At 64.9% G+C, this 23,928-nt stretch carries 20 protein-coding genes and 1 tRNA gene; 13 read left to right on the top strand and 8 right to left on the bottom strand.

Annotation, left to right across the window (positions count from 1 at the left end; translation table 11 throughout):
* Window positions 1-16: 16 nt before the first annotated feature.
* The 3 genes from trmB to thiS all read right to left on the bottom strand — a co-directional run bounded on the left by trmB (window position 17) and on the right by thiS (window position 1,861).
* Entirely contained in the window at window positions 17-751 is a 735-nt protein-coding gene (gene trmB, locus ABE522_RS14385; protein WP_346592275.1) for a tRNA (guanosine(46)-N7)-methyltransferase TrmB, read from the bottom strand.
* A complete protein-coding gene (locus ABE522_RS14380; protein ID WP_057687375.1) occupies window positions 751-1,545 on the bottom strand; it encodes a thiazole synthase in 795 nt (264 codons plus the stop codon). The genes trmB and ABE522_RS14380 overlap by 1 nt, the downstream gene beginning before the upstream one ends.
* Before the next feature lie 115 nt (window positions 1,546-1,660).
* The gene (thiS, locus tag ABE522_RS14375; RefSeq protein WP_346592274.1) at window positions 1,661-1,861 is read right to left on the bottom strand and encodes a sulfur carrier protein ThiS; all 201 of its coding nucleotides are present in this window, start codon (window positions 1,859-1,861) and stop codon (window positions 1,661-1,663) included.
* Window positions 1,862-2,047: 186 nt separating this feature from the next.
* On the opposite strand from thiS, the gene ABE522_RS14370 reads away from it, so the two are divergent.
* Window positions 2,048-3,862: an autotransporter outer membrane beta-barrel domain-containing protein gene (locus ABE522_RS14370; RefSeq protein ID WP_346592273.1), complete on the top strand. Its 1,815-nt coding sequence runs from the start codon at window positions 2,048-2,050 to the stop codon at window positions 3,860-3,862.
* A gap of 69 nt (window positions 3,863-3,931) precedes the next feature.
* Here ABE522_RS14370 and ABE522_RS14365 read toward each other — a convergent pair whose 3' ends face one another.
* Entirely contained in the window at window positions 3,932-4,123 is a 192-nt protein-coding gene (locus ABE522_RS14365) for a RidA family protein (protein WP_346592272.1), read from the bottom strand.
* 32 nt (window positions 4,124-4,155) lie between these two features.
* Between ABE522_RS14365 and ABE522_RS14360 the strand changes: the two genes are divergently transcribed.
* Window positions 4,156-4,229: transfer RNA gene (locus tag ABE522_RS14360), tRNA-Gly, on the top strand.
* Between the two features lie 613 nt (window positions 4,230-4,842).
* Here the strand turns inward: ABE522_RS14360 and ABE522_RS14355 are convergent.
* Window positions 4,843-5,742 carry an SEL1-like repeat protein gene (locus tag ABE522_RS14355; protein ID WP_346592271.1) on the bottom strand — a complete coding sequence of 300 codons (900 nt, stop codon included), beginning with the start codon at window positions 5,740-5,742 and terminating at the stop codon, window positions 4,843-4,845.
* Window positions 5,743-5,988: 246 nt separating this feature from the next.
* On the opposite strand from ABE522_RS14355, the gene rimK reads away from it, so the two are divergent.
* From rimK to ABE522_RS14325, 6 genes are all read left to right on the top strand, one after another.
* Complete coding sequence (gene rimK, locus ABE522_RS14350; protein WP_346592270.1) at window positions 5,989-6,867, top strand: 30S ribosomal protein S6--L-glutamate ligase; 879 nt, start codon at window positions 5,989-5,991, stop codon at window positions 6,865-6,867.
* 234 nt (window positions 6,868-7,101) lie between these two features.
* Entirely contained in the window at window positions 7,102-7,605 is a 504-nt protein-coding gene (locus ABE522_RS14345; RefSeq protein WP_346592269.1) for a hypothetical protein, read from the top strand.
* 180 nt (window positions 7,606-7,785) lie between these two features.
* Window positions 7,786-8,256 carry a hypothetical protein gene (locus ABE522_RS14340; protein WP_346592268.1) on the top strand — a complete coding sequence of 157 codons (471 nt, stop codon included), beginning with the start codon at window positions 7,786-7,788 and terminating at the stop codon, window positions 8,254-8,256.
* Between the two features lie 146 nt (window positions 8,257-8,402).
* Window positions 8,403-9,080, top strand: coding sequence for a response regulator transcription factor (locus tag ABE522_RS14335; RefSeq protein ID WP_042614615.1), 678 nt, complete (start codon window positions 8,403-8,405; stop codon window positions 9,078-9,080).
* On the top strand, window positions 9,073-10,416 hold the full coding sequence (locus ABE522_RS14330) for a sensor histidine kinase (RefSeq protein ID WP_192083044.1): 1,344 nt from the start codon (window positions 9,073-9,075) through the stop codon (window positions 10,414-10,416). The genes ABE522_RS14335 and ABE522_RS14330 overlap by 8 nt, the downstream gene beginning before the upstream one ends.
* A 224-nt stretch (window positions 10,417-10,640) precedes the next feature.
* Window positions 10,641-13,148 carry a hypothetical protein gene (locus tag ABE522_RS14325; protein ID WP_346592267.1) on the top strand — a complete coding sequence of 836 codons (2,508 nt, stop codon included), beginning with the start codon at window positions 10,641-10,643 and terminating at the stop codon, window positions 13,146-13,148.
* A gap of 482 nt (window positions 13,149-13,630) precedes the next feature.
* Here the strand turns inward: ABE522_RS14325 and coaE are convergent, their stop codons facing one another.
* The 3 genes from coaE to ABE522_RS14310 are packed head-to-tail and all read right to left on the bottom strand — an operon-like array spanning window position 13,631 to window position 16,378.
* Window positions 13,631-14,248: a dephospho-CoA kinase gene (gene coaE / locus ABE522_RS14320; protein ID WP_346592266.1), complete on the bottom strand. Its 618-nt coding sequence runs from the start codon at window positions 14,246-14,248 to the stop codon at window positions 13,631-13,633.
* Entirely contained in the window at window positions 14,245-15,108 is an 864-nt protein-coding gene (locus ABE522_RS14315; RefSeq protein WP_057687384.1) for a prepilin peptidase, read from the bottom strand. Before ABE522_RS14315 ends, coaE begins: the two co-directional genes overlap by 4 nt.
* 7 nt (window positions 15,109-15,115) lie before the next feature.
* Window positions 15,116-16,378, bottom strand: coding sequence for a type II secretion system F family protein (locus ABE522_RS14310; protein WP_346592265.1), 1,263 nt, complete (start codon window positions 16,376-16,378; stop codon window positions 15,116-15,118).
* A 356-nt stretch (window positions 16,379-16,734) separates the two neighbouring features.
* Between ABE522_RS14310 and ABE522_RS14305 the strand changes: the two genes are divergently transcribed.
* From ABE522_RS14305 to pilB, 5 genes are all read left to right on the top strand, one after another.
* On the top strand, window positions 16,735-17,115 hold the full coding sequence (locus tag ABE522_RS14305) for a pilin (protein ID WP_346592264.1): 381 nt from the start codon (window positions 16,735-16,737) through the stop codon (window positions 17,113-17,115).
* A gap of 146 nt (window positions 17,116-17,261) precedes the next feature.
* Window positions 17,262-20,282, top strand: coding sequence for a fused MFS/spermidine synthase (locus tag ABE522_RS14300; protein ID WP_346592263.1), 3,021 nt, complete (start codon window positions 17,262-17,264; stop codon window positions 20,280-20,282).
* Between the two features lie 606 nt (window positions 20,283-20,888).
* The gene (locus ABE522_RS14295; protein ID WP_346592262.1) at window positions 20,889-21,305 is read left to right on the top strand and encodes a hypothetical protein; all 417 of its coding nucleotides are present in this window, start codon (window positions 20,889-20,891) and stop codon (window positions 21,303-21,305) included.
* Window positions 21,302-21,589, top strand: coding sequence for a hypothetical protein (locus ABE522_RS14290; protein ID WP_346592261.1), 288 nt, complete (start codon window positions 21,302-21,304; stop codon window positions 21,587-21,589). Before ABE522_RS14295 ends, ABE522_RS14290 begins: the two co-directional genes overlap by 4 nt.
* A 443-nt stretch (window positions 21,590-22,032) precedes the next feature.
* The gene (pilB, locus tag ABE522_RS14285; protein WP_346592260.1) at window positions 22,033-23,757 is read left to right on the top strand and encodes a type IV-A pilus assembly ATPase PilB; all 1,725 of its coding nucleotides are present in this window, start codon (window positions 22,033-22,035) and stop codon (window positions 23,755-23,757) included.
* Window positions 23,758-23,928: the final 171 nt, after the last annotated feature.

The following is a 23,928-nucleotide window of genomic DNA, read 5'->3' as shown; positions in this document are numbered from 1 at the left end:
GGTCGGTGTCAGGGGGTCAGGTGCGGTCGTACAACAGGTCCCAGACGCCATGGCCGAGTTTCTGGCCGCGGGTCTCGAAATGGGTCTGCGGCCGCCATTCCGGACGCGGTACCTGGCCCCGTGGGCCGGCCCGGTTGACCAGCCCGGCGGTGGCGTCGAGCACGTCCCACATCTGCTCGGCGTAGTCTTCCCAATCGGTGGCGCAGTGCAGGCGACCACCGGAGCGCAGCTTGCGCACCAGCAGTCCGGCGAACGCCGGCTGCAGCAGGCGGCGCTTGTTGTGGCGCTTCTTGTGCCACGGATCCGGGAAATAGATGCGCACTTCATCCAGCGCGCCGTCCGCGATTTCCTTTTCCAGCACTTCCACCGCGTCGTGGTGGTACAGGCGGACGTTGTCGACATCATCATCGGCCAGTGCGTTCAGCAACCTGCCCACGCCGGGGGCGTGGACTTCGATGCCGATGTAATCGCGGCAGGGATCCTGCTGGGCAGCGAAGCGCAGGGCCACGCCATTGCCGAAGCCGATCTCCATCACCTTGTGCGCATCGCGGCCGAAGGTCGCGGCCAGGTCACGTACCTCGCCGGTGAAATCCAGGCCGAAACGCGGCCAGCGCTCATCGAACGCGCGCTGCTGGGCCGGGGTGAAGCGGCCCTGGCGGAGCACGAAACTGCGGATCTCGCGGCGTCCTTCGTGGACGGTGAACGGCTTGGCCGGAGCCTTGGAGCCGGTACTGGAAAACGGGTCGGTCATCAGCCGATCAATCCATCAATGGGGGAAGAGGCGCTGGCATAGCGCTTGCGCGGGATGCGGCCGGCCAGGAAGGCTTCACGGCCGGCTTCGACCGCCTTGCGCATCGCGCTGGCCATCAGCACCGGGTGGCGCGCGCCGGCAATGGCGGTGTTCATCAGCACGCCATCGCAGCCCAGCTCCATCGCGATGGCCGCATCCGAGGCGGTACCCACGCCGGCATCCACGATGATCGGCACCTTGGCGTCCTCGATGATCTGCAGCAGGTTGTACTTGTTCTGGATGCCCAGCCCGGAACCGATCGGCGCGGCCAGCGGCATCACCGCCGCGCAGCCGATCTCTTCCAGGCGCTTGGCCAGGATCGGGTCGTCGGAGGTGTAGACCATCACCTCGAAGCCGTCCTTCACCAGCATCTCGGCAGCCTTCAGCGTGGCGACCACGTCCGGATACAGCGACTTCTGGTCGCCGAGTACTTCCAGCTTGGTCAGGTTGTGGCCATCGAGCAGCTCACGCGCCAGCCGGCAGGTACGCACCGCGTCTTCGGCGGTATAGCAGCCGGCGGTGTTCGGCAGGATGGTGAAGCGGTCCGGCGGCAGCACGTCCAGCAGGTTCGGTTCGCCCGGGTTCTGGCCGATGTTGGTGCGGCGGATGGCGACGGTGACGATCTGCGCGCCGGCGGCTTCGGTGGCCGCGCGGGTTTCGTCCAGATCCTTGAACTTGCCGGTGCCGGTGAGCAGGCGCGAGGCGTAGGTCTTGCCGGCGATGACCAGCGAATCAGAAGGGGCGTGATGGTTCATGACGCGATTATCGCATGGGGTAACCGGCGCCGGGGATCGCCGCACGAGGGCGGATCAACGGCGGGCGCAGGAATCGGTAGCGCCGAGCCATGCTCGGCGAGCGCAGCGGCAGGCCTCAACCACCCCCCAGCGCGTGCACGATCTCCACCACGTCGCCGTCGGCGAGCACGTGCGTGGCATGCAGGCTGCGGGTGATGATCTCGCTGTTCACTTCCACCGCCACGCGGCGTTCAAGCAGCTGTTCGTGCTGCAGCAGGTCGTGGACGGTTGCACCGGGGGGCAGGGCGCGGACTTGGCCGTTGAGCTGGATGTTCATGTCGCCATTGTCGCCGATACGCCGGTTGCAGGCAGCCGGGAGCTTTCGGGAATCGCTCAGCCCTCCCCAGCAACGGGCTTCAGGCGACACTACATGCCGCGACGCAGCGTGACTTTGCCAGCGCTGATGAAACCATTGCACCGTGCGCTGGCGTATTGCCGGCGATCGATCCCACAGGAGTTCCCCATGTTGTCCAGTAAACGCCCCGTCCGCACCCTGATCGCTGCTGCGCTCGCCCTTGCCGCCCTGCCGGCCATGGCCGCCGAGCCGGCGTTCAACCGTACGGTGTTCTTTGGCGACAGCCTGACTGACAGCGGCTATTACCGCCCGCTGCTGCCGCCTGCGGTGCAGGCGGTAACCGGCAGATCCACCACCAATCCCGGATGGGTGTGGGCCGAGCACGTGGCCGATTACTACGGCACCAACGCCACGCCGAACGGCAACGGGCAGAGTGGCGACAACTATGCCGCCGGCAGCGCCACCGTGGCCACCGATATCGTGGGTGCGCTGGGTCCGGTCCCGTCGCTTGCCACCCAGGCCAGCCGCTACCTCGCCGCCAACGGTGGCAAGGCCGATCCGAATGCGCTGTACACGGTGTGGGGTGGCGCGAACAACCTGCTCGGCATCACCACCCCGGCGCAGGCGCCTGCCGTAATTGGCGCGGCGGTCACCAGCCAGATCGGCATCGTCGGCAGCCTTCAGGCGGCGGGCGCCAAGTACGTGGTGGTCCCGAACCTGCCCGACATCGGCCTGACCCCGATGGCCCGCGCCGGTGGCCCGGCCGCCATGGCCCAGTTCACCGCCGTGGCGACCGCTTACAACAATGCGCTGTATGGCGGATTGACCCAGGCCGGCATCGAATTCATTCCGCTGGACACGTTCACCATCCTGCGGGAAATCGTCGCCTCGCCGGGCACCTACGGCTTCCGTAATGTCACCGGCACGGCCTGTACGGTCGCCACCTCGCTCCTCTGCAACCCGACCAGCCTGGTCGCACCGGATGCGGCCACCGCCTATGTATTCGCCGACGGCATCCATCCGTCCACCGCGACCCACCAGATGCTCGGCCAGTATGCCGTCTCGGTGCTGGAAGCCCCGCGCCTGCAGCAGGTGCTGACCCATTCGGCACAGACCGTGGGCCGCTCGCGCGCCGACCAGGTCAGCCTGCACCTGGGCGGCGCCCCGGCTGACGGCCTGTCGTGGTGGGGCGGCGTGCGTGGCGACATGCAGCGCTACGACCACGCGGATCTGTACGACGGGCTGGCCCCGGCCGGCCTGTTCGGCATTGACTGGGCGCGCGATGGCATGGTGATCGGCGGCTTCGCCGGCTACGGCCGCATGGATGCCGATTTCGGCAACAGCCAGGGTGATTTCACCCAGTCCGACACCACCCTGGGCCTGTTCGCCGGCTGGTATGGCGAACGCGCCTGGGTGAACGGCCAGGTCAGCTACAGCTGGCTGGACTACGACGTCACCCGCAAGGTGCACCTCGGCCCGGCCACCCGCGAACACACCGGCTCGCCGGAAGGCAGCAACCTGACCGCGGCCCTGAACGCCGGCTACGAGTTCGGCCAGGAAGGCGGCTTCCGCCACGGTCCGGTGGCCGCGGTGATCTGGCAGAAGGTCAAGCTGGACGGCTATCTGGAAAGCAATCCGAGCAGCACCGCACTCGGCTACAACGACCAGGACGCCGATTCCACCGTCGGCCGCCTCGGCTGGCAGGCGCGCCTGGACGGCGGCAGCATCAAGCCGTATGTGCAGGTCACCTACGACCATGAGTTCGAAGACCGCCAGGACGGCAGCGCCTTCCTGCAGAGCCTGCCGGGCGTGGGCAGCTACCGCGTGCCGGGCCTGAAGTTCGACAAGGACTACGCCACCGCCATCCTGGGTGCGCGCATGGAACTGTTCGGCCTGCAGAGCAACATCGGCCTGAGCGCCACCACGATGCAGAAGAAGGCGATGGACACCTCGATCTTCGCCAGCGTCAGCGGCACGTTCTGACGGTAGTGACGGCTTGGTGGGTGACGACCGTTGGTCGTCACCGCAATGGGGAGTGACGGCCGCTGGCCGTCATTCCCTCGCCGCGTTACGGCGCACCGCAGTCACCTCGATTTCCACCGATTGGCCGGGGTTGAGCAATCCTGCGATCAGGACTGTCGAACGTGACGGCAGGTGCCGTCGCGCGGCGGGGGTGCCGAAGAACCGGGCATACGAGCGCCGCGCGCTCTTCCATTTTTTTTGCAATGCGCGATTGCGCTTCACCGCATGGCGCCCCTACACTAGCGGCCTGCGCTGCGGGTGTAGCTCAATGGTAGAGCTGTAGCTTCCCAAGCTACTGACGAGGGTTCGATTCCCTTCACCCGCTCCACCGCCGTCCCCGTTTTTTACGTGACAGCTTCGCCAACAGCTAGGCGCGGGACTGCAGCAGGCGATCAGCATCCAGGAATGGGGTGCCCTGCAATGGCAGGAAGCGCGGATCGTGCACGCCCACGCAGCCCAACGCATTTTTGTCAGGAAGCCTGCTCCTGTTTTGGCGGGCCGACCGTTACGGTTCCAGTGCCCCCGCGTCCGCCTCCGCTCCCACCACCTCCCATTCCAGCTCCGGGCCGGCCACTGCTTCCGCCACCCCCACCGCCACCCCCACCTGCCGGTTCGTTGGAGTTGGTTCCTTGACCCATGTAATCACCTGAGTCTGTCTTCTGATACGTGGTGCAGTAGGAGGCATTGCAGATCGTGATCGTGTCGCCGACTGCGATAAAGAATTTGTTCAATGCTCCGCGGGCGGCCTGGCGCTCGAACGTTGCGAGGAATATAGCCGTGTTCGTATCCGGCATGTACGGTGCGACCAGACATGCGTCACAGGCGAACGGCCCGTATTGTTTGCTTCCATTCGACAGGACGTGGTGCGTTGCAGTCAGCCCCAGGATGGTTACGACCACTGCGATTGCTTTCTTCCGGCTTCCAATCATCCAAAGCTCCCTTCACGGACTGCAGCAGGATTGATATATCTGATGCGAGAGATGCCTTGCCGACTCCTGCTGCTTGGTCGAAAGACGCCGTTCCATTTCTCGTGCCAGTGCGTTGCTTGAAGAATCTGCGTTGGTCCTGCCGAGCACCAACGCGTAGGCGTATGCCCTTTCCGGGTCGGCTCGCACCAGGATTCCGTTGCTGTAGGCCGAGGAAAGTCGAAGAACCGCATCTACGCTGCCGGCGCTTGCAGCTGACTCGAGGTAGGCCATGCTGTTTGCCTTCCACTCGACCACGCGTTCCGGTTGGGCGAGTCGTTGTGATGGCGTGCCCAGCACAGAATCGACATCGATCGCGTACATCAGCTGAGCCTCCAGCGAGCCCTGTTCAGCGGCCTTGGACAACCAGTCGCCTTCCTTCAGGGGAGTGTTTCCCGAAAGCGCTGCGCACTCGTCCAGTTTCCGATCAATCTTGAGAAGCCCTGAAGGGCCGCCACCTTGCGCGTCCAGTGCGCGCTCCGCCGCGCCCGTTACGTAGATCTGGCAGTCGCGGACGGCAAGGTAGATTCTGTACGTCGCAACGGCCTCTCCTGCTGCGGATCGCGACAGCAACGCCTGGATGTAATCAAGCGCGTCGCCTTCTGGGCGCGCGTCTTCCAGTCGCACGATCTGGAATGCTCTCCCGTTCAAAGGTCGAAGAACGGCTGGATCGATTGAGCGAAGCAATCGTGAACGGGTTGCGTCTTCCCGGGGCCGGGGTAGGGACTCAGTGTGCACCGCAGCTTGCCCTTCGCTCTCGGCAATCTCAGTTGCTTTATCGAGGCTGGTCGGCGAAAGGAAAACCGAGGCCAACAGGGCGCCTGCGCCGACGAACGTCAGAACGGCAACGGCACCGATTGGTTTGATGTGCAGCATGCTGTTTCCAGGGCGGCGGGATGGCGCTTGGCAACGTCCAAGGATGTGTGATCCTCGGGTGGCGGCTTGTCAAACCCCGCGTGCCAGGACACCGCTGTACCAAGCCCTCGCAGGGCGTTGGGCTTGGTCATTCACGACGTTGTCAACGCCACCGCTGGCACGCGGCTGGGCAGGCATCGTGAGCCGTGCACCGCCTCCGTCACCCAGCGCGCGCTATGCTTCGCGCTTCCGCACGGCCCGGCCCCGATGAAACTCGCCATCCTTTCGCGCAACAGCAAGCTGTACTCCACCCGCCGCCTGGTGGAGGCCGCGCGCAGCCGGGGTCACACGGTGCGCGTGCTCGATCCATTGCGCTGCTACATGCGTATCGCGGCAGACGGTTTCAGCATGCATTACAAGGGGCGGCCGATGACCGGCGTGGATGCGGTGATTCCCCGCATCGGCGCCTCGGTAACCCGCTATGGCACCGCGGTGCTGCGCCAGTTCGAACTGATGGGCGCGCGCACCCCCAATCCCTCTGACGCCATCCTGCGTTCGCGCGACAAGCTGCGTGCGCACCAATTGCTGGCGGCCAAGGGCATCGACATGCCGATCACCGTGTTCGGCGACAACCCGGATGACACCGTCGATCTGCTGTCCATGCTGGGTCCGCCGCCGCATGTGGTGAAGCTGAACGAAGGCACGCAGGGCAGGGGCGTGATCCTGACCGAGAAGGCCAGCGCCTCGCGCGGCATCGTCGATGCGCTGCGCGGCCTGTATGCCAACTTCCTGATGCAGGAGTTCATCGGCGAAGCCCAGGGGGCCGACCTGCGCTGCCTGGTGGTCGGCGACCAGGTGGTGGCGGCGATGCAGCGCCAAGCGCCTGAAGGCGACTTCCGCTCCAACCTGCATGCGGGGGGCACGGCCCAGCCCGCCAAGGCCAGCCGGGCTGAGGCGCAGGTGGCGGTGAGATCGGCCAAGGCGCTGGGTCTGAGCGTGGCCGGGGTGGACCTGATCCGCTCCGCGCGCGGCCCGCTGGTGCTGGAAGTGAACTCCACGCCAGGGCTGGAAGGGGTGGAAGGGGCGTGCAAGGTCGATATCGCCGGGCGCATCATTCAACACGTCGAGAAGATCGTAAGTCGTTGAATATACGAATAAAAGCGTTTCTCTTTTCTGGTGAGACGCTGATTTAACGACCCTTTAATCGGCACTGACGTAATGTCCTTCAAACCGCAGCTCTGCCTCATCAGCAGGATCGGTATCGGGATATGAAACTTCAGACCCGGACGGAGACGTCCGGGTCTTTTTTATGCGATCGCCCACTCTGCCAGCACCTCGCTTGATCGACCCGCCCATCGCTCGTACAGTTGGGTTTCGTTCATGGAGGAAGCACAGATGAAGTCAGTTCTGATTGCAGCATTCGCCGTTGCGTTCGGTGTGGCCGGTGTCGCCCACGCCAAGATTGACGCCAAACCCCAGCGCGAGGTCGGCCTGGTGCAGTTGGATGCCAAAGAGTCGGTTACCCAACAGCTCGCCCGCGTTGAAGGTGCCCTGCACAGCGAGCAGTACAGCGAGATCGGTCTTGAGGACAAGAGCAAGGTCAGTGCCGCCATTTCGCGTATCCGCGACAATCTTGGCCAGCATGAAACCGCAGAGCAGGCCAGTCCGCTGGCACGCACCGCCATTTACAACGACCAGGAACTGATCAACTCCATTCTTTCGCGTGCCCATGCCGACAGCAGGATGGTCTGCCGGCGCGAGCGCCTGACCGGCAGCAATCGCCAGACCCAGGTCTGCATGACCGTCGCCCAGCGCCGCGATGCGATGGAAAACTCGCGCGACGTGCTGCGCAACATGCCGCGCTCCCATGGGTTCGAAAAGTAAACCCGCGGCCACTGGGCGCTCGATGGCTTCGGCCGGAGCTTGCGCAGCGGATCTGCCTGCGCCAGCTCCGGTTCTGTCCCACGAGCCAGCCGGTACTTTCCTCCCTTGATTCCTTCCTCACATGACTCTTACAGTCAGGGTTCTTTCAAGGAGGAGACCCGCATGAAAACGCTACACGCCATGGCCTTTGCCATCGCCCTTGGCCTGACCAGCCTGTCCGCCCAAGCCTATGTGCAGGCCGAATCTGCCGCCGGCAATACCCGGGCGCCGGTCCAGCTCAACGTGAAAGCCTCCGCCCAGGAGCAACTCGCCGGTGTGGAGCGCGCGCTGTACAGCGAGCACTACAGCGAGGTCAGCATGGAAGACAAAAGCAAGGTCAGCGCCGCCATCAACCGCATCCGGACCCGGCTCGGCGAGCACGACAGCGTCGAACAGACCACGCCACAGGCCCAGACCGACATCCTGAATGACCAGGCGGTGGTCAATACCATCCTCAGCCGAGCCCATGCCGACAGCCGCATGGTCTGCCGCCGCGAGCGCGCCACCGGCAGTAACCGGCCGGAGCGCGTGTGCCTGACCGTAGCCCAGCGTCGCAAGATGCAGGAAGATTCCAAGGAAGGCCTGCGTCGCTTCCAGCACACCAATCGGTGACCTTGACGCTCCCTGCGCGCGGTTTCGTGTGAAATGTTAATGCCCGGGTCTGTATGGTTGGCGTCAGCCGGCCACAGGCCCCGGGTCGCAACCTGCGGGCTGCGGCCAAGCCGACCCCGGCACCCCATCATGAAACAGAGGTCCCAGTGCGAATTCTCGTCATCGAAGACAACAGTGATATTGCCGCCAACCTCGGCGACTACCTCGAGGACCGCGGCCACACGGTGGACTTCGCCGCGGACGGCGTGACGGGCCTGCACCTGGCCGTGGTGCACGAGTTCGACGCCATCGTGCTGGACCTCAACCTGCCTGGCATGGACGGCATCGAAGTGTGCCGCAAGCTGCGCAACGAAGCGCGCAAGCAGACCCCGGTGCTGATGCTGACCGCGCGCGATTCGCTGGACAACAAGCTGGCCGGTTTCGATTCCGGCGCCGACGATTACCTGATCAAGCCGTTCGCGCTGCAGGAAGTGGAAGTGCGCCTGAATGCGCTGTCCCGGCGCGGCAAGGGCGTGCAGACCCGTGTGCTGGAGACCGGCGACCTGGAATACAACCTGGACACGCTGGAAGTGCGCCGCCAGGGCAAGCTGCTGCAGCTCAACCCGACCGCGCTGAAGATCCTGCAGGCACTGATGGAAGCCTCGCCCGCCGTGGTGACCCGCCAGGAGCTGGAAACCCGCGTATGGGGCGAGGAACTGCCGGATTCGGATTCGCTGCGCGTGCATATCCATGGCCTGCGTGCGGTAGTGGACAAGCCGTTCGACGTACCGATGATCCAGACCCGCCACGGCATCGGTTACCGGATCGCCGCGCCGGATGCCTGAAAACGCAGCACCCAGGCGGGCACGCCGGCGCGGCCCTTACCGTCGCCGGCTGCGCAGCCGCATCATCGTCTCTTTCGTGCTGTTGGGCTTCTGCCTGACCACGCTGTTTGCGTTCGCCACCAACTGGGCGCGCATGCGGGTGGAAAACCAGCTCGTCGAAGACGTGATGAACCGGAATATCGACGAATATGCGCGACGTTTCGCGTCCGATTCCAGCCGTAACCCGGATCTCCCGGTGCAGCAGATGTTCGCCCGGCTGGTCAAGCCGGACCGCTTCGAAGCGCTGCGCCAGGAAGAGCCGGACTGGTACGAATTCACCGATGGCATCCACAGCGTCAGTGGCACCGATGATCGCGGCCAGCCGTATTCGTACAAGCTCGCCGTGCGAAAGACGCCCCAGGCGTGGTTCTTCCTTGCCTACGACATGACCGAAAGCCTGCGCGGGGAGACACAGCTCAACCGCGCGCTGTTCCTGTCGGTGCTGGTGTTCAGCCTGCTGTCGCTGGTGCTGGGCTGGTGGTCGGCGTCGAAAGTGATGAAGCCGGTTTCGGACCTGGCCAAACGGCTGCGCGCCTACCGTGGCGGCACCAGTGACCCCGAACCGCTGGCCCCGCGCTTCCCGGACGACGAAGTCGGCCAGCTGGCGCAGGCGCTGGATGATTATTCGTCGCGGCTGACCGAAGTGGTGCAGCGCGACCGCGAGTTCAACGCCGACGTCAGCCACGAACTGCGCACCCCGCTGGCGGTGATCCGCGGCGCCACCGAACTGCTGCTGACCCGGCCCGGGCTGGACGAAAAAGTACTGCAGCGCCTGCAGCGCATCCAGCGTGCCGAACAGCAGTGCAGCGACCTGATCGGTGCGTTGCTGCTGTTGTCGCGCAACGAGCGCGGGCAGGGCACCAGCAACGTGGCGAGGGTGGCCGAACAGCTGCTGGATTCGCACCGTGCTCAGCTGGGGGGCAAGCCGATCACGCTGACCCTGGAAGGCGCCCGCGACGTGATCGTGGACGCCCCGGAATCTGCGTTGTCGGTGGCGTTGGGCAACCTGATCGGCAACGCGGTGAAGTATTCGCAGGACGGCGAAGTGCGGGTCAACGTCGGCAACAACGCCGTATCGGTGGCCGACAGCGGACCCGGCCTGAGCGAGGAAGACGCCGCCAAGCTGTTCCAGCGCGGCTACCGCGGCACCCATGCCGGCCATTCGCAGGGCGGCGGTATCGGCCTGTCGATCGTCAGCCGCCTGTGCGACCTGTACGGCTGGCAGGTCAGCGTGCGCCCCGGCGGCGACCGCGGCGTAGTGGCCACGTTGACCTTCGCCCCGAAGCTGCTCGGCTAGCCCGGTAGTGACGGCCGCCGGCCGTCAGCTTTTGCCCTTGCCCTTGGTGGGTGACGACCGTTGGTCGTCAGCTCTTGCCCTTCGCCCCTGCCGCTGCGCTCGCCGAGCACGGCTCGGCGCTACCCTTGGATCCCCCGTGCGCTGCCCGAAATCTGCAGGCGGATGCAGCTGGCGATGGTCAAGCTTGCCCACCCAAGCACCCATCTGCACGGAGGCAACGCGCCATGCGCTACGAGCCGACCTGTCTTTCCACCACCTGTGGCGTACGCACCGTGCACCCGCAGCGGATCCTCGCCCAGTGGATGGCGACGATCTGCCCAGGCCGCATCTCGGCGGTGGCAAACACGCACCTGCAGCCAGCCCCACGCTCCCATGGTGCCGACCCGGGCGAGGTGCGGCGCGTCGTCCATGCGGTGTCCGTGCAGCTGATGCGCTGGGGCGCTGACCTCTGCTTCCAACACGCCGCGCGCCTGCTGGCGCAGAGCATTCCCGGCCTGCAGTTGCCCATGGGCCTGTTCAATGCGGTGCGCTGCCTGGGCGCGGTGGCACGGCGCGACCTGCTGCAGTCGCTGGAGGCGGCCCTGTGTGCCGCATTGGCCCAGCCCGGTGCGTCGCGATACCTGCAGGCACTGATGGGCGAGCCCGCCACGGCGCGGCTGCAGGCGGCGGCTGCGCGCAGTGACCTGGTCATCGGGCTGGCGCTGTGCGCGCTGCTGCTGCAACGGCTGCAGGCGGATCAGCCAACATCGCCGCAGACGTGCGTGGGCCGGATGCTGGCCGGCAGCGTGAGCGCACTGCGCGTGGTGTCCAATGCGGGCAGAGTGACGACACCGCACGACGAGCTGCGCCCGCCTTCTGCGCTGGCAAGCGTACCGTCGTTCGATTACCGCCTGGTTTCCGCGATATTCCCGCGTGCGGGCGCGCTTCTCCAGCCTGCCGAGGACCCGGCCGATGATCCGGTCGCAGCCAGCTGGGGAGTCCATGCGAAAGCGCGAAAGCGCCCACGCCAGCGGCCTGCGAAGGCCATCGGGGGCGCCGTAACAGGCCAGCGCGATACGTCGAAAGCAGGCCCTTACAAGCGCCGCCCGCTTGCGCCCGGTGCGGGCGTTCACGCGCGTCACACGCACGCTGACCAGCGCGACACGTTCAGTGCGCCCGACGGAGCCGGTCCCGGCTATTCGGGACCCAGCAAGCTGAAGAAGCGCAAGAAGGCGCGTGAGCGGCCGGAGGAGCAGGATGTGCCTGCAAGCCGCCGCAAGCCCGGGCCGACACCGCGGACCAAGCCCCACCCGCAGGTCGGTGAGGCCAATGCAACGACTGCCGCCGCTGCTGGGACGCGTGCCCCCGGGCGGGGGGCGACCGGCATGGCGTGCCTGCGCTTCGACAACCTGCAGCGGACCCGCCACCAGATCCAGCAGTTGCCGCTGCTGGGACCGGCACGGGACGTGCTGTTCTGCGTGCACCGCAATGCGACGCGTGCCTTCGAGGATCTGTTCGCGACCGCTTCCACCGGCGACGATGACGTCGTTGCAATGCGGGCGATTCCCGAAGCGGATTGCCGGCCCGGCGGTGCCGATGAAGGGCTGAGGATGTACAGCGGACTCGGCCAACTCCGCCGTGCCGCACCGCGCGGGCTTACCTCGTTGGGCGATTACCGGCTGTTCCGCGTAGCCACCCTGTCGCTGATCTCCGACCCGGTGCGGCAGGCGCACCCGGAGGCCGATGAGCGCCTGCTTCCCTCCAACCACTTCGCCGTCATCCGCACCCCGCAGTGCGATGACAGCGAGCGGCTGCATCTCGCCTTCTTCGTGCGCCGCGCTGCCCCACAGCAGGCGGCGATGAACTTCGGATTCAGCGAAATCGAGCGACATGACGGTCACCTCGTCGTCCGCGAAGACGGTCTGCTGCTGGAAAGCAACAGCCGCGGACTGGGCCATCTGATTCCGCGTATCGAAGACGTATCCGGACTTCGGCAGGCTGGGCGCGGCACCACGTCCGCCGTGGCCGCCCGCCACCGCGCGGTGCCCGTGCACGATGCGAACCACATGTTCATCCGGCGGGAGGCGCTGCCGTCGGTGCCGGTGGATCGCTCCGTCCGCCTGCTGCAGGCGCAGGAGGTGGGTGCGATCAACGTGCTGCAGGGAAGCGAACGCACCACGTCGCGCGCGGTCATTTACCGGATGTCCTTCCGGGCATCCCCCGATGCCCTTTTCTATGTGGACCGTGCGGGCAGGCAAGGTGTGCTGTACCTCGGGCCGGGAGCCGGCAACGCGCGCGGGCTGACCGCTTTGCCAGGCACGGAAACCGAGTTCCTGCAGCAGCACGGATTGGACGGGAGGACCATCGAAGAAGCGGTGGAGATACTGGAAAACTACGGCTTCAGCCGACTACCCGAGCCCGGCGATACCGCATCGGACACACCATTTCCGCTGAATGGATTTCGTATCCGCAGCGACGATGCCGCATCGGCGCAGCCGTCGTGGGACGGTCGGTCCGGCACGTTTGCCATCCACGCCCAGGATCCCCATGTGCAGTACGTTGATGAAGAGGGCGATCAGGGCGTGATGGAATTCGCCACGGTCCGCCATCATCCGCATGGGTGCGTGGTGCTGGAAGGCAATGAACTGTCGGCGCTGCTGTTCGCCCGCCGCGTGGGACTGGTTGAATACCGGGAATACACCTGGCACGACATCCGCAAAGCACTGCACGCGCACGGACTGGTGGAGCGCTGAATCCCGCTCCGGTAGTGACGACCGCTGGTCGTCTAGCCTTTGCCTTTGCTCTTGGTGGGTGACGACCGCTGGTCGTCACGCTCTTGCCCTTGCTCTTGGTGGGTGACGACCGCTGGTCGTCACGCTCTTGCCCTTGCTCTTGGTGGGTGACGACCGCTGGTCGTCACGCTCTTGCTCCATCGCTTGCCGCTGCGCTCGCCGAGCACGGCTCGGCGCTACCGCCCTGCTTCGGTAGTGACGACCGCTGGTCGTCTTGCCTTTGCCCTTGCTCTTGGTGGGTGACGACCGCTGGTCGTCAAGCTCTTACTGCATCGCTCGCCGCTGCGCTCGCCGAGCACGGCTCGGCGCTACCGCCCTGCTTCGGTAGTGACGACCGCTGGTCGTCTTGCCTTTGCCCTTGTTCTTGGTGGGTGACGACCGTTGGTCGTCACGCTCTTGCCCCATCGCTCGCCGAGCACGGCTCGGCGCTACCACAGCGCAGATCAGCCCGACGAATCCGCCAACTGAAGATAGGTGTAATGCAACCGCTCCACCTGCGCCTGCAGCGCATCCGGATGTCCATCATTGACCACCACGTCATCCGCCAACGCCAACCGCTGCGCCCGAGTAGCCTGCGCATCGATCATCCGCTGCGCCAGCACCGCATCATTGCCATCGCGCTGCATCAGCCGCGCAAGCTGCAGATCCTCGGGCGCGTCCACCACCAGGATCCGGTCCAGCCAGCCATAGGCCGCACGCCCGCCGGCCTCGGTCAGCAGCGGAATCGCCGCGATGGCATAGGGGCCTTCCGCCTGCTCGCATTGCGTGCGCAGCAGTTCGCGGATGGCGGGGTGGGTGATCGCTTCCAGCGCCTTGCGTTCGGCCACATCGGCAAACACGTGGGCACGCAGCCGCGCGCGGTCCAGCGCGCCATCGCCCAGCAGCATGCCGGGCCCGAATCGTTCGGAAATCATCGCCAGCGCCGGGCTGCCAGGCGCCACCACCGCGCGCGCGGCCAGGTCGGCATCGGCGACGGTCATCCCCAGCGCCTCGAAGCGCCGGGTCACCTCGCTCTTGCCGGAGGCGATGCCCCCGGTCAGGCCGACGACGAACCCGCTCATCGCAGGCCGGCGTATCTCAGGTAGCCGTCAATCAGCGGCTCGCCCCACATGAAGACCAGCCAGCCGGCGATGGCCAGGTAGGGGCCGAAGGGAATCGGCGTGGCGCGGTCACGGCCCCGGCTGTACAGCCAGATCGAGCCGACCACGGCACCCACCACCGACGACAGCAGGATGATCGGCAGCACGCCTTTCAGCCCGCACCACGCGCCCAGCGCGGCCAGCAGCTTGAAATCGCCGTGGCCCATGCCTTCCTTGCCGGTGAGCTGTTTGAAGATCCACCAGACCGACCACAGCGACAGGTAGCCCACCAGCGCGCCCAGCAGGGCAGGCTTGGCCGGCATGTACAGATTGTCGACCGCGCCGATCAACCCCAGCCACATCAAAGGCAGGGTCAACTGGTCCGGCAGCAGCTGGGTGCGCATGTCGATGCCCGACAACGCCACCAGGAAACAGGACAGCACGATCGCGCCAAAGCCCTGCCAGCCGAAGCCGAACTGCCACACACTGGCGAGCACCAGCACGGCGGTCAGCAGCTCTACCAGCGGGTACTGGATGGAGATCGGGGCCTTGCAATGGCGACACTTGCCGCCCTGGATCACCCAGCTGAACAGCGGAATGTTCTCGTACCACGACAGCTTGTGCTTGCAGTGCGGGCAGTGCGAAGGCTCCACCACGATGCCCGGCGGCGGCGGCTCGTAGATGTCCTCCTGCTCCAGCACCTCGTGCGCGTCGCGCTTCCACTGCCATTCCAGCCGCTTGGGCAAGCGCAGGATGACGACGTTGAGGAAGCTGCCGAGCAGCAACCCCAGGCCGGCCGCGGCGGGGTAGCCGAGGACCGGATGCTGGTCTAGAAATGCCATTTAAAAGTTATCCAACGACCGAGGCGAGTTTGAAGATGGGCAGGTACATGCCGATCACCATACCGCCAACGACCACGCCAATGAAGACCATGATCATCGGTTCCAGCAGGCTGCTCAGCGCGTCGACCGCGTTGTTCACTTCCTGCTCGAAGTATTCGGCCACCTTGAACAGCATGGTATCCAGCGCGCCGGCCTCTTCGCCGATGGCCGTCATCTGCACCACCATGTGCGGGAAGATGTTGACCTGCTTCATTGCCATGTTGACCGGGTAGCCGACCGACACGTCATCACGCATGCGCAGCACGGCCTCTTCATAGACCTTGTTGCCGGTGGCGCCGGCAACGATGCCGAGTGCCTCCACCAGCGGCACGCCGGCCTTGAAGGTCACCGCCGTGGTACGGGCGAAGCGGGCGATGGAGCTGTTGTGCATGATCTGGCCGATCACCGGCACTTTCAGGATCAGGCGATCCATGCCGTGCTGCATTCGTGGCGATCGCTTATACGCCATGATAAAACCCGCAATGGAGCCGACGATGATCAAGCCTACGAGCCACCACCAAGACACCATGAAGCGCGACATGTTGACGATCATCTGGGTGAAAAACGGTAGATCGGCACCAAAACTCTGAAAAACTTCTTCGAACTGCGGCACCACAAAGATCAACAGGATCGCCGACACGAGCAAGGCTACCGCGATGACCATCGCGGGATAGAACAGGGCCTTCTTGATCTTGCCCTTCAGGGCCTCAATGTTTTCTTTGTAATTGGCTACGGTATCCAGCACCGTTTCCAGCACGCCGGCTCCTTCACCGGCGCGCACAAGGTTCCGATACAGCTCATCGAACTGCACCGGGTGCTTGCTGATGGACTCATACAGTGATGAGCCGCCCTCGATGTCGCTACGTACCGTATCGACCATCTTCTTCATCCGCGGATTCTTGTGGCCCCCGCCGATGATCTCCAGCGACGACACAATGGGCACACCGGACTTCATCATGGTGGCCATTTGGCGGCTGAAGAACGCGATGTCCTTGGTCGAAATGGGCGATCCTGCCTGACCAAACAATGGTTTGGATTTTGGTTTCACCACCTTGGGTGTAATGCCTTGACGGCGCAGTTCGGCCTTGAGCGTGTTCATGCTCCTGGACAGCTGTTCGCCCTTCATCCTGACGCCACGCTTGTCGGTCCCCTCCCAGACAAACGGCGTCATTTCCATGGTGTTACGCACCACGGGCTGCGGCTTCTTGATCGCACTGCGACTTGCTGACATTTTGAGCTCCCCGGCCTGCCATCCCCAGCAGGCATCTAGCCGCAGATGCTAGCGGATTCCTGTCCTTGTGGGCAGTGCGGAGAGGAGGTGACGCAGGCGGGAGGCCGGCTCGGGCCAAAGGTGACGCACCGCGTCACATTGACGGGCCCATCGCATAACCCGGAATCAGGGCTTCCCAATCGGAGAAATGCTGGCATCATTGCCGCCGGGGAGATGAGGAGGTCGTGCCGGGGAAGTTGGCACGCAACCTGCTTGGTTTTCCTTTGCAAGGTGCTGCGGCCCGCCCAGCCGGTGGGACCACCGGCTCCGGCAGCAGTTCCTTTCCACACCACCTAATTCCTTGGGGATGTAAAAAAATGAAGAACCAGAAGGGCTTTACCCTGATCGAACTGATGATCGTCGTTGCGATCATCGCCATCCTGGCTGCCATTGCACTGCCGCAGTACCGCAACTACACCGCCAAAGCGAAGATCAGCCAGGCCGTGGCTTCCGTTGCTGGCGAAAAGATCAAGGTTGCTGAGAACCAGGCTGCAGAAGTTGCGGACCTTTGCACCGGCGTCGCTGATTGCTCGGGCGCTGGCATCCTGGCAGGTGCCTCTAATGACAACAGCGCAAACGTCACGCTGACCCCGACCTTCCCGGCTGGCGGCGTTGATCAGGCAACTTGGGCCTGCGCCGTGACCAAGTCCGGTTCGTCCGGCTACGTCGGCGATGCTTGCGACGCCCTGAGCCCGTAATCGTTGGCCGCAGTGGCGGCTGCTTTATACGTGCCCGACTGCCCGCGAGAGATCGCGGGCAGTTTTTTTTGGTCGTCCCGTGATCGCGCTCACGTCGAAGGCAGGTTAGTGTTGGCGCTGGTCCAAGAACAAGGACATACGCTTTGGTGCTGACCCGGCCGACCGGCCTGCTCCTCCTCCCTATCTTCATCCTCTCCGGCTTCGCAGGCCTGATCTACCAGTCCCTGTGGAGCCAGTACCTCGGACTGTTCCTCGGCCATTCGTCCTACGCCCAGTCCTTGGTTCTGATGCTCTTCATGGGGGGCATGGCCATTGGCGCCTGGTGGGCAAGTCGCCGCAGCACCAAATGGCGCTACCCGCTGCTCGCCTACGCGGTCATCGAACTGCTGATCGGCGTGCTCGGCCTCGCCTTCGATGGCATCTTCCAAGGTCTCACTGGCTGGGCCTATACCCACCTGCTGCCTAGCCTCGAAGGCCAAGGCGCAAGCGCTCTCCGTTGGACACTAGCCACGGTTCTGGTGCTGCCGCAGTGCATCCTGTTGGGCGCTACCTTCCCGCTGATGAGCGCCGGTTACTTGCGGGTGCAGCCACAGGCGCAGGGAGAAGTGCTCGCGGGGTTGTACTTCGCCAACAGCGTCGGTGCGGCGGCGGGTGCGCTGGCGTCCACGTATCTGCTGGTGCCTGCCATGGGGTTACCAGGTGCGGTGATGGTTGCTGGTGTGCTCAATGTGCTGGTGGCAGTGGTGATCTACCCACTCGCGCGTGCTGGTGAGCCCGGTGCTGGGTCGCCTGCACCTTCGGCAGTCTCGCGTGGCGCGGGTCGAGTGGACCGTACGCTCGCCGCAGTGCTCTGCATTGCGCTGTTTACCGGCGCCAGCTCGTTCGTCTACGAAATTACCTGGGTGCGCATGCTGTCGCTTGCGCTGGGCACCACGTTGCATTCCTTTGAGTTGATGCTCGCCGCGTTCATTGCCGGCATTGCGTTTGGCGGGTTGTGGCTGCGCCATCGCGCTGATCGCATGGACTCGCCGCTGCGGGCAGCCGGATGGGTGCAGGTGCTGATGGGACTGGCTGCCTTGGCGTCAATGTTCGTGTATGCACAGGCATTCGAATGGGTCGGGTGGCTGATGCGCGTCATCGTGCGCAGTGCCGAAGGCTACGGGCTGTACAGCGTGGCCAGTGCGGTGATTGCGGTGCTGGTGATGTTCCCGGCTGCGTTCTTTGCGGGCATGACGCTGCCGCTGTTGACGCTGGCGCTGCTGCGGCAGGGGCGCGGCGAGAAGGTCATCGGGCAGGTGTATGCGTTCAATACAGTGGGCGCGATTGTCGGTGTGCTGGCGGCGGTGCATGTGCTGATGCCGATGTTGGGGCTGAAGTACGCGCTGTTGGTGGCGGCGGTGGTGGATGTGGGGTTGGGGGTGTGGTTGTTGTGGCCTGGTGGGGTTGTGGGATTAAAAGCGTTGCGACCTGAGGTCGCCACCTACAAGGGCGCTGCACTTGCCGTGGGGCTGGGAATTGTTGGCGTGGTTGCGGCGGTGGCGCTGGTGCGCTTTGATCCGCTGGTGCTCAGTTCTTCGGTGTATCGGCATGGCGGGGCGCGCTTGCATGACAGCGCGAAGATGCTGTTCTTCAAGGACGGGCAGACCGCCACGGTGTCGGTGTTCGAGACCGATCGCGGTGCAGGCCCGGTCCGCTCCATCGCCACCAACGGTAAGGTGGATGCGGGCATGACGGTCAGGTTGGATCAAAAGCCCAGCGGCGATGAATCCACCATGGTACTGCTCGGCGCATTGCCGCTGGCGCTCGGCCATGGCTTTGATCGGGTCGGGGTGATCGGTTTCGGTTCCGGTCTGACCACGCATACCCTGCTCGGCGATCCGCGCGTCGGCCAGGTGGATACGGTGGAGATCGAGCCCGCCATGGTGGAGGGCGCGCGTCTGTTCGGCGACCGCGTGAGCCGCGCCTATGACGATCCGCGTTCGCACATCGTCATCGACGACGCCAAGGCGCACTTCGCCGGCAGCGGGCGCCGTTACGACCTGATCATTTCCGAACCCTCCAACCCTTGGGTGGGCGGCACCGCGTCGTTGTTCAGCGATGAGTTCTACGCGTTCGTGCCGGGCCAGCTCAACGAGGGTGGGCTGTTCGTGCAATGGTTGCAGCTGTACGAAATCACCCCGGAATTGGTGTCCTCGGTGCTTGACGGACTGGTTGATCATTTCAGTGATGTGCGTGCTTATCTGGCGAACGATTCAGACCTGATCATCGTGGCCACCCCGAAAGGGAAACTACCGGAGCTCAATGCCGGGGTGTTCGAGTATCCAGCGCTACGCGCCGAACTGGCCCGGGTAGGCGTGCACGGGCTGGATGACCTCCGCGATACCTATGCGATAGGGGATGCCGCGTTGCGCGCGTATCCGGCGCTGTACCCCTATCCGCGTCATTCTGATTATTTCCCGGTCCTTACCCTGCGTGCGCCAGTGGCGCGTTTCCAGCAGGGCCATGTCCGTGACGTTGAATCGATAATGACCGCGCCCTGGCCGATGACGCGCGCATGGGGCGGGCCGGAGCCGCGCGTACCCCCGGCGGAGGGCGCCCAGCTGAACCTGCAGGTGCTGCAACGTCGAAGCACTGCCTATCTGTTGTCGCAGCGGCTGCAGCACGGCGCGGACCTGCCGGGCGGTGGCGACCATGCGCTGGCCGATGCGCTGCGTGCACTGGGCGAGCGCTGTGAGCTGGAAATCACCCCGCTGGAAACGGCTGGGCTGGTGTTCTTCCTGGCCGGTGAAACGGTGCCGTTCCTGGCGCCTGCCGAGCGCGAGGCCCTGTGGGTGCGGCCGACGTGGCGGCCATGTCCGCTGCGCGATCCTACGGTCATCGATGCGCTGGCGCTGGTGTCTGCGGCGGCCACGGACGACCACGCGCAGGTTCTGGAAAGCGGCCAGCGCCTGCTGGAGGGCCCGCACAGTGTTGGCCTGCTGGCCGATGCGCGATCGGGGTACTACCTGTTCGGGGCGATGCAGTATGCGGCGTGGGCCAGTGGCGATACGGCGCTGGCGCGGGCGTTGTCGGATCGCTACTGGAACTCGCTGGGGACTGATGCGCGGGCCAGCGGGCGGTTGAGGTTGCTGACCTATATGGCCGCCTTGGGAAAGCAGGAGCGGTAGCGCCGAGCCGTGCTCGGCGAGCGCAGCGGCAAAGGCAAAGACGTGACGACCAACGGTCGTCACCCACCGAGGCAGATGTTGAGCAGGTAGCGCTGAGCCGTGCTCGGCGAGCGCAGCGGTAAAGGCAAAAGCGTGACGACCAACGGTCGTCACCCACCAATGCAGGAGTTGACGGCCAGCGGCCGTCACTACCGTAGAGCAGGTGGCGGGAGGGGCGTGTCGCGGTGGGCGTGGCTTTGCTTCGGTGTGAGCACGCGGAACGCGTTCGAGATGGGTCCGACCGCCGTGCTGAGCGCCGGGCCTGACGGGCGTCACTTTTGCAGTTTCGCCCATGTACGCAAGTGCTTGCGGCTGATGGTATGGACACGCTGGCGACGAAGAGCGTCAGCCGGGATTGCCATCCTGCAAGAATCAAGCTTTTTGCCTCTGTTTTGCCCTTTGGGCACGGCGGAGAATGCACTGCATCGCGTGCCGGTTTCATGGCGGGCGATGTGGGGGATCCCCGATCCGCCGGGCTTTTTTGCTTGATTCTCCGGTATGGCAACCCGCATCGCCCGCCACCTTGTGCCTCGGCGCAGGTGGCCCCAAGCCGTGTGAGGTACGCAGATGGAATCGCATTACCCCCTTGCCGCCAAGCGGCTGTACGCCCTGCTGGGCGTCAGGATGCTCGACTTTCCACCGCAGTTTGTCGAGCGTCTCGAGCGGCGGCTGGAAGCGTTCGAAACCTCACGCACCAACAAGCATGTCGTGGTGCCGTTGCGCCTGGTGTCAGACATCGAAGACGATGCCGCGCCGACGGGCGACGACGGCGGTGAGGAGCCCCAGCGCGCTGCCCTGATCGCCGTTCCCATCCGCACCCTGCAGGCGTTGGCGTCGATCTTCGAAGTCCTGCACGCAGTGCATCTGGGTAAACAGGACGTGCAGTCGGAAGGCAATGTCAGCAGCATGATGGTGGAGGGTCTGATCCTGTCCGGGCGCGACCTGGTGCGGTCTGCGGCCGATGCCATGTGGAGCCCGCCATGACGCCCTATGAGCGTGCCAACGTCCGCATGGCCAACCACCGCGCCGCCGAGACGGCCGAGTATCTGGATGCCCGCCTGCACATGGCCAATTATGAGGAATCCACGTTCGCGCGCTCGCTGCTGCTGGCAGCCGAACTGCACGGCATCCAGCATGCGGCGCGTGAGTGCGGGCTGAGCGACGAAGCCATGCGCCGGCAGTTGAACGGTACCCGTCCCCTGTACTTCGACAGCGTACTGGGCGTGATGCGGGCGCTGGGTGTGCAGTTGCGGGTGGAGGTGGTTTGAGGGGATGGGGCGTGAATCTGGAACTGGGCGTGCTGCGGAGGGCGTCTTCGAATGGCGGGGTAGGCAGCACGTCGGCCGGTTCCATGACGGATGAGTCGGTGGTCGAAGCCACGCCCGACGGCTCCCGGCGGCCGGAGCTCAGCCGTGCTGCCGATGAGTGGGCCGCCTCTCCGGCATCTGGTCGGTCATTCGGGGATCAGTCCTCGGTTCTGTGAAGGTACCCCCGGAGGCGGACGTGGTGACCAGAAGGTGTCGAGCAAGCTCGACACTACGGGGAGGGGCACGGGGAGGAGGGGTGTCGAGCAAGCTCGACAGCTACCGTGAGCGCGGTGAAATCGGCGGTCTCAGGGTAAGATGGAGCCTGCTGCAGGGGGAGCCAGCAGCGGACCAATATGCAGCTGTACGGGGCGGGATGCGCCGGGCGGCACACAATGAGGAACCGCATGAACGCAGTCGCCACCGCAAATCTCGTCGGCATCACCGGTATTGCCCGTCGGCTGGTCCAGGACGGGGCGCTGGATGAAGCCGGCGCGCGCGATGCGATGGCCAAGGCGACCGCCGCGCGGCTGCCGCTGCCGCAGTGGTTCGCGCAGAACAAGGTCGTCACCGCCGCCCAGCTGGCCGCCGCCAATTCGCTCGAATTCGGCATGCCGCTGTTCGATGTCGGCGTGTTCGACGCCAATCAGAGCGCGATCAAGCTGGTCAGCGAAGAGCTGCTGCGCAAGCACCACGTGCTGCCGCTGTTCAGGCGCGGCGGCAAGCTGTACGTGGGCACCAGCGACCCGACCCATTCGCTGGATGAAATCAAGTTCCACACCAACCTGGTGGTGGAACCGATCCTGGTGGATGAAGACCAGATTCGCCGCACGCTGGAACAATGGCAGACCAGCCACGATTCGATGTCCTCGCAGATCGGCGACGACGACGAGGGCATGGCCAACCTGGAAATCGGCACCGACGACGACAACAACGCCGGCGATTCGGGAATCGACGCCAAGGGCGATGACACCCCGGTGGTGAAGTTCGTCAACAAGGTGCTGGTGGACGCGATCCGCAAGGGCGCATCGGATATCCATTTCGAGCCCTACGAAGACGACTACCGCGTGCGCCTGCGCATCGACGGCCTGCTGAAGATGGTGGCGCGTGCGCCGGTCAAGTTGAACCAGCGCATCGCCGCGCGCCTGAAGGTCATGGCGCAGCTGGATATCGCGGAAAAGCGCGTGCCGCAGGATGGGCGCATCAAGCTCAACCTGAGCAAGACCAAGCAGATCGACTTCCGCGTCAGCACCCTGCCGACGCTGTTCGGTGAAAAGGTGGTGCTGCGTATCCTGGACGGCAGCGCGGCCAAGCTGGGCATCGACAAGCTGGGCTACGAAGCGGACCAGGAGAAGCTGTTCAAGGACGCCATCCACAAGCCGTACGGCATGGTGCTGGTGACCGGCCCGACCGGTTCGGGCAAGACGGTTTCGCTGTATACCGCGCTGGGCATCCTGAACGATGAAACGCGCAATATCTCCACCGCCGAAGACCCGGTGGAAATCCGCCTGCCCGGCGTCAACCAGGTGCAGCAGAACAACAAGCGCGGCATGACCTTCGCCGCGGCGCTGCGTTCGTTCCTGCGACAGGATCCGGACATCATCATGGTCGGCGAAATCCGCGACCTGGAAACCGCCGAGATCGCGATCAAGGCGGCGCAGACCGGCCACATGGTGCTGTCCACGCTGCATACCAACGATGCGCCGCAGACCATCGCGCGCCTGATGAACATGGGTATCGCGCCGTACAACATCACCAGTTCGGTGACGTTGGTGATCGCCCAGCGGCTGGCGCGCCGGCTGTGCAACAACTGCAAGCGCCGCACCGAACTGCCGGCCCACGCGCTGCTGGCCGAAGGCTTCACCCAGGCCCAGCTGGATGCGGGGATCGAGCTGTATGAAGCCGTTGGCTGCGATGAATGCACCGAAGGCTACAAGGGCCGTACCGGTATCTACCAGGTGATGCCGATGACCGATGAGATTTCCACGATCATCCTGGCCGGCGGCAATGCGCTGCAGATCGCCGAAGCCGCCCAGGCGATCGGAGTGAACGACCTGCGCCAGTCGGCGCTGGTGAAGGCCAGCAAGGGCGTCACCAGCCTGGCCGAGATCAACCGCGTCACCAAGGATTGATGGGCTTCGGTGGGTAGATGAGCCGAGCTCTGGTGGGTGGACAAGCCGAGCTCTGGTGGGTAGACGAGCCGAGCTCTGGTGGGTGACGACCGGTGGTCGTAACCCGCATTGTTTGACACAGAAACCGGGCGCCCAAACCGAGTAACCCACCCAAACTACCCCCCCCCACAA

Origin of the sequence: Stenotrophomonas lacuserhaii, assembly GCF_039674585.1 — a bacterium.
Classification (GTDB): domain Bacteria; phylum Pseudomonadota; class Gammaproteobacteria; order Xanthomonadales; family Xanthomonadaceae; genus Stenotrophomonas; species Stenotrophomonas pennii_A.
This window is presented reverse-complemented; position numbering and strand designations above follow the sequence as displayed.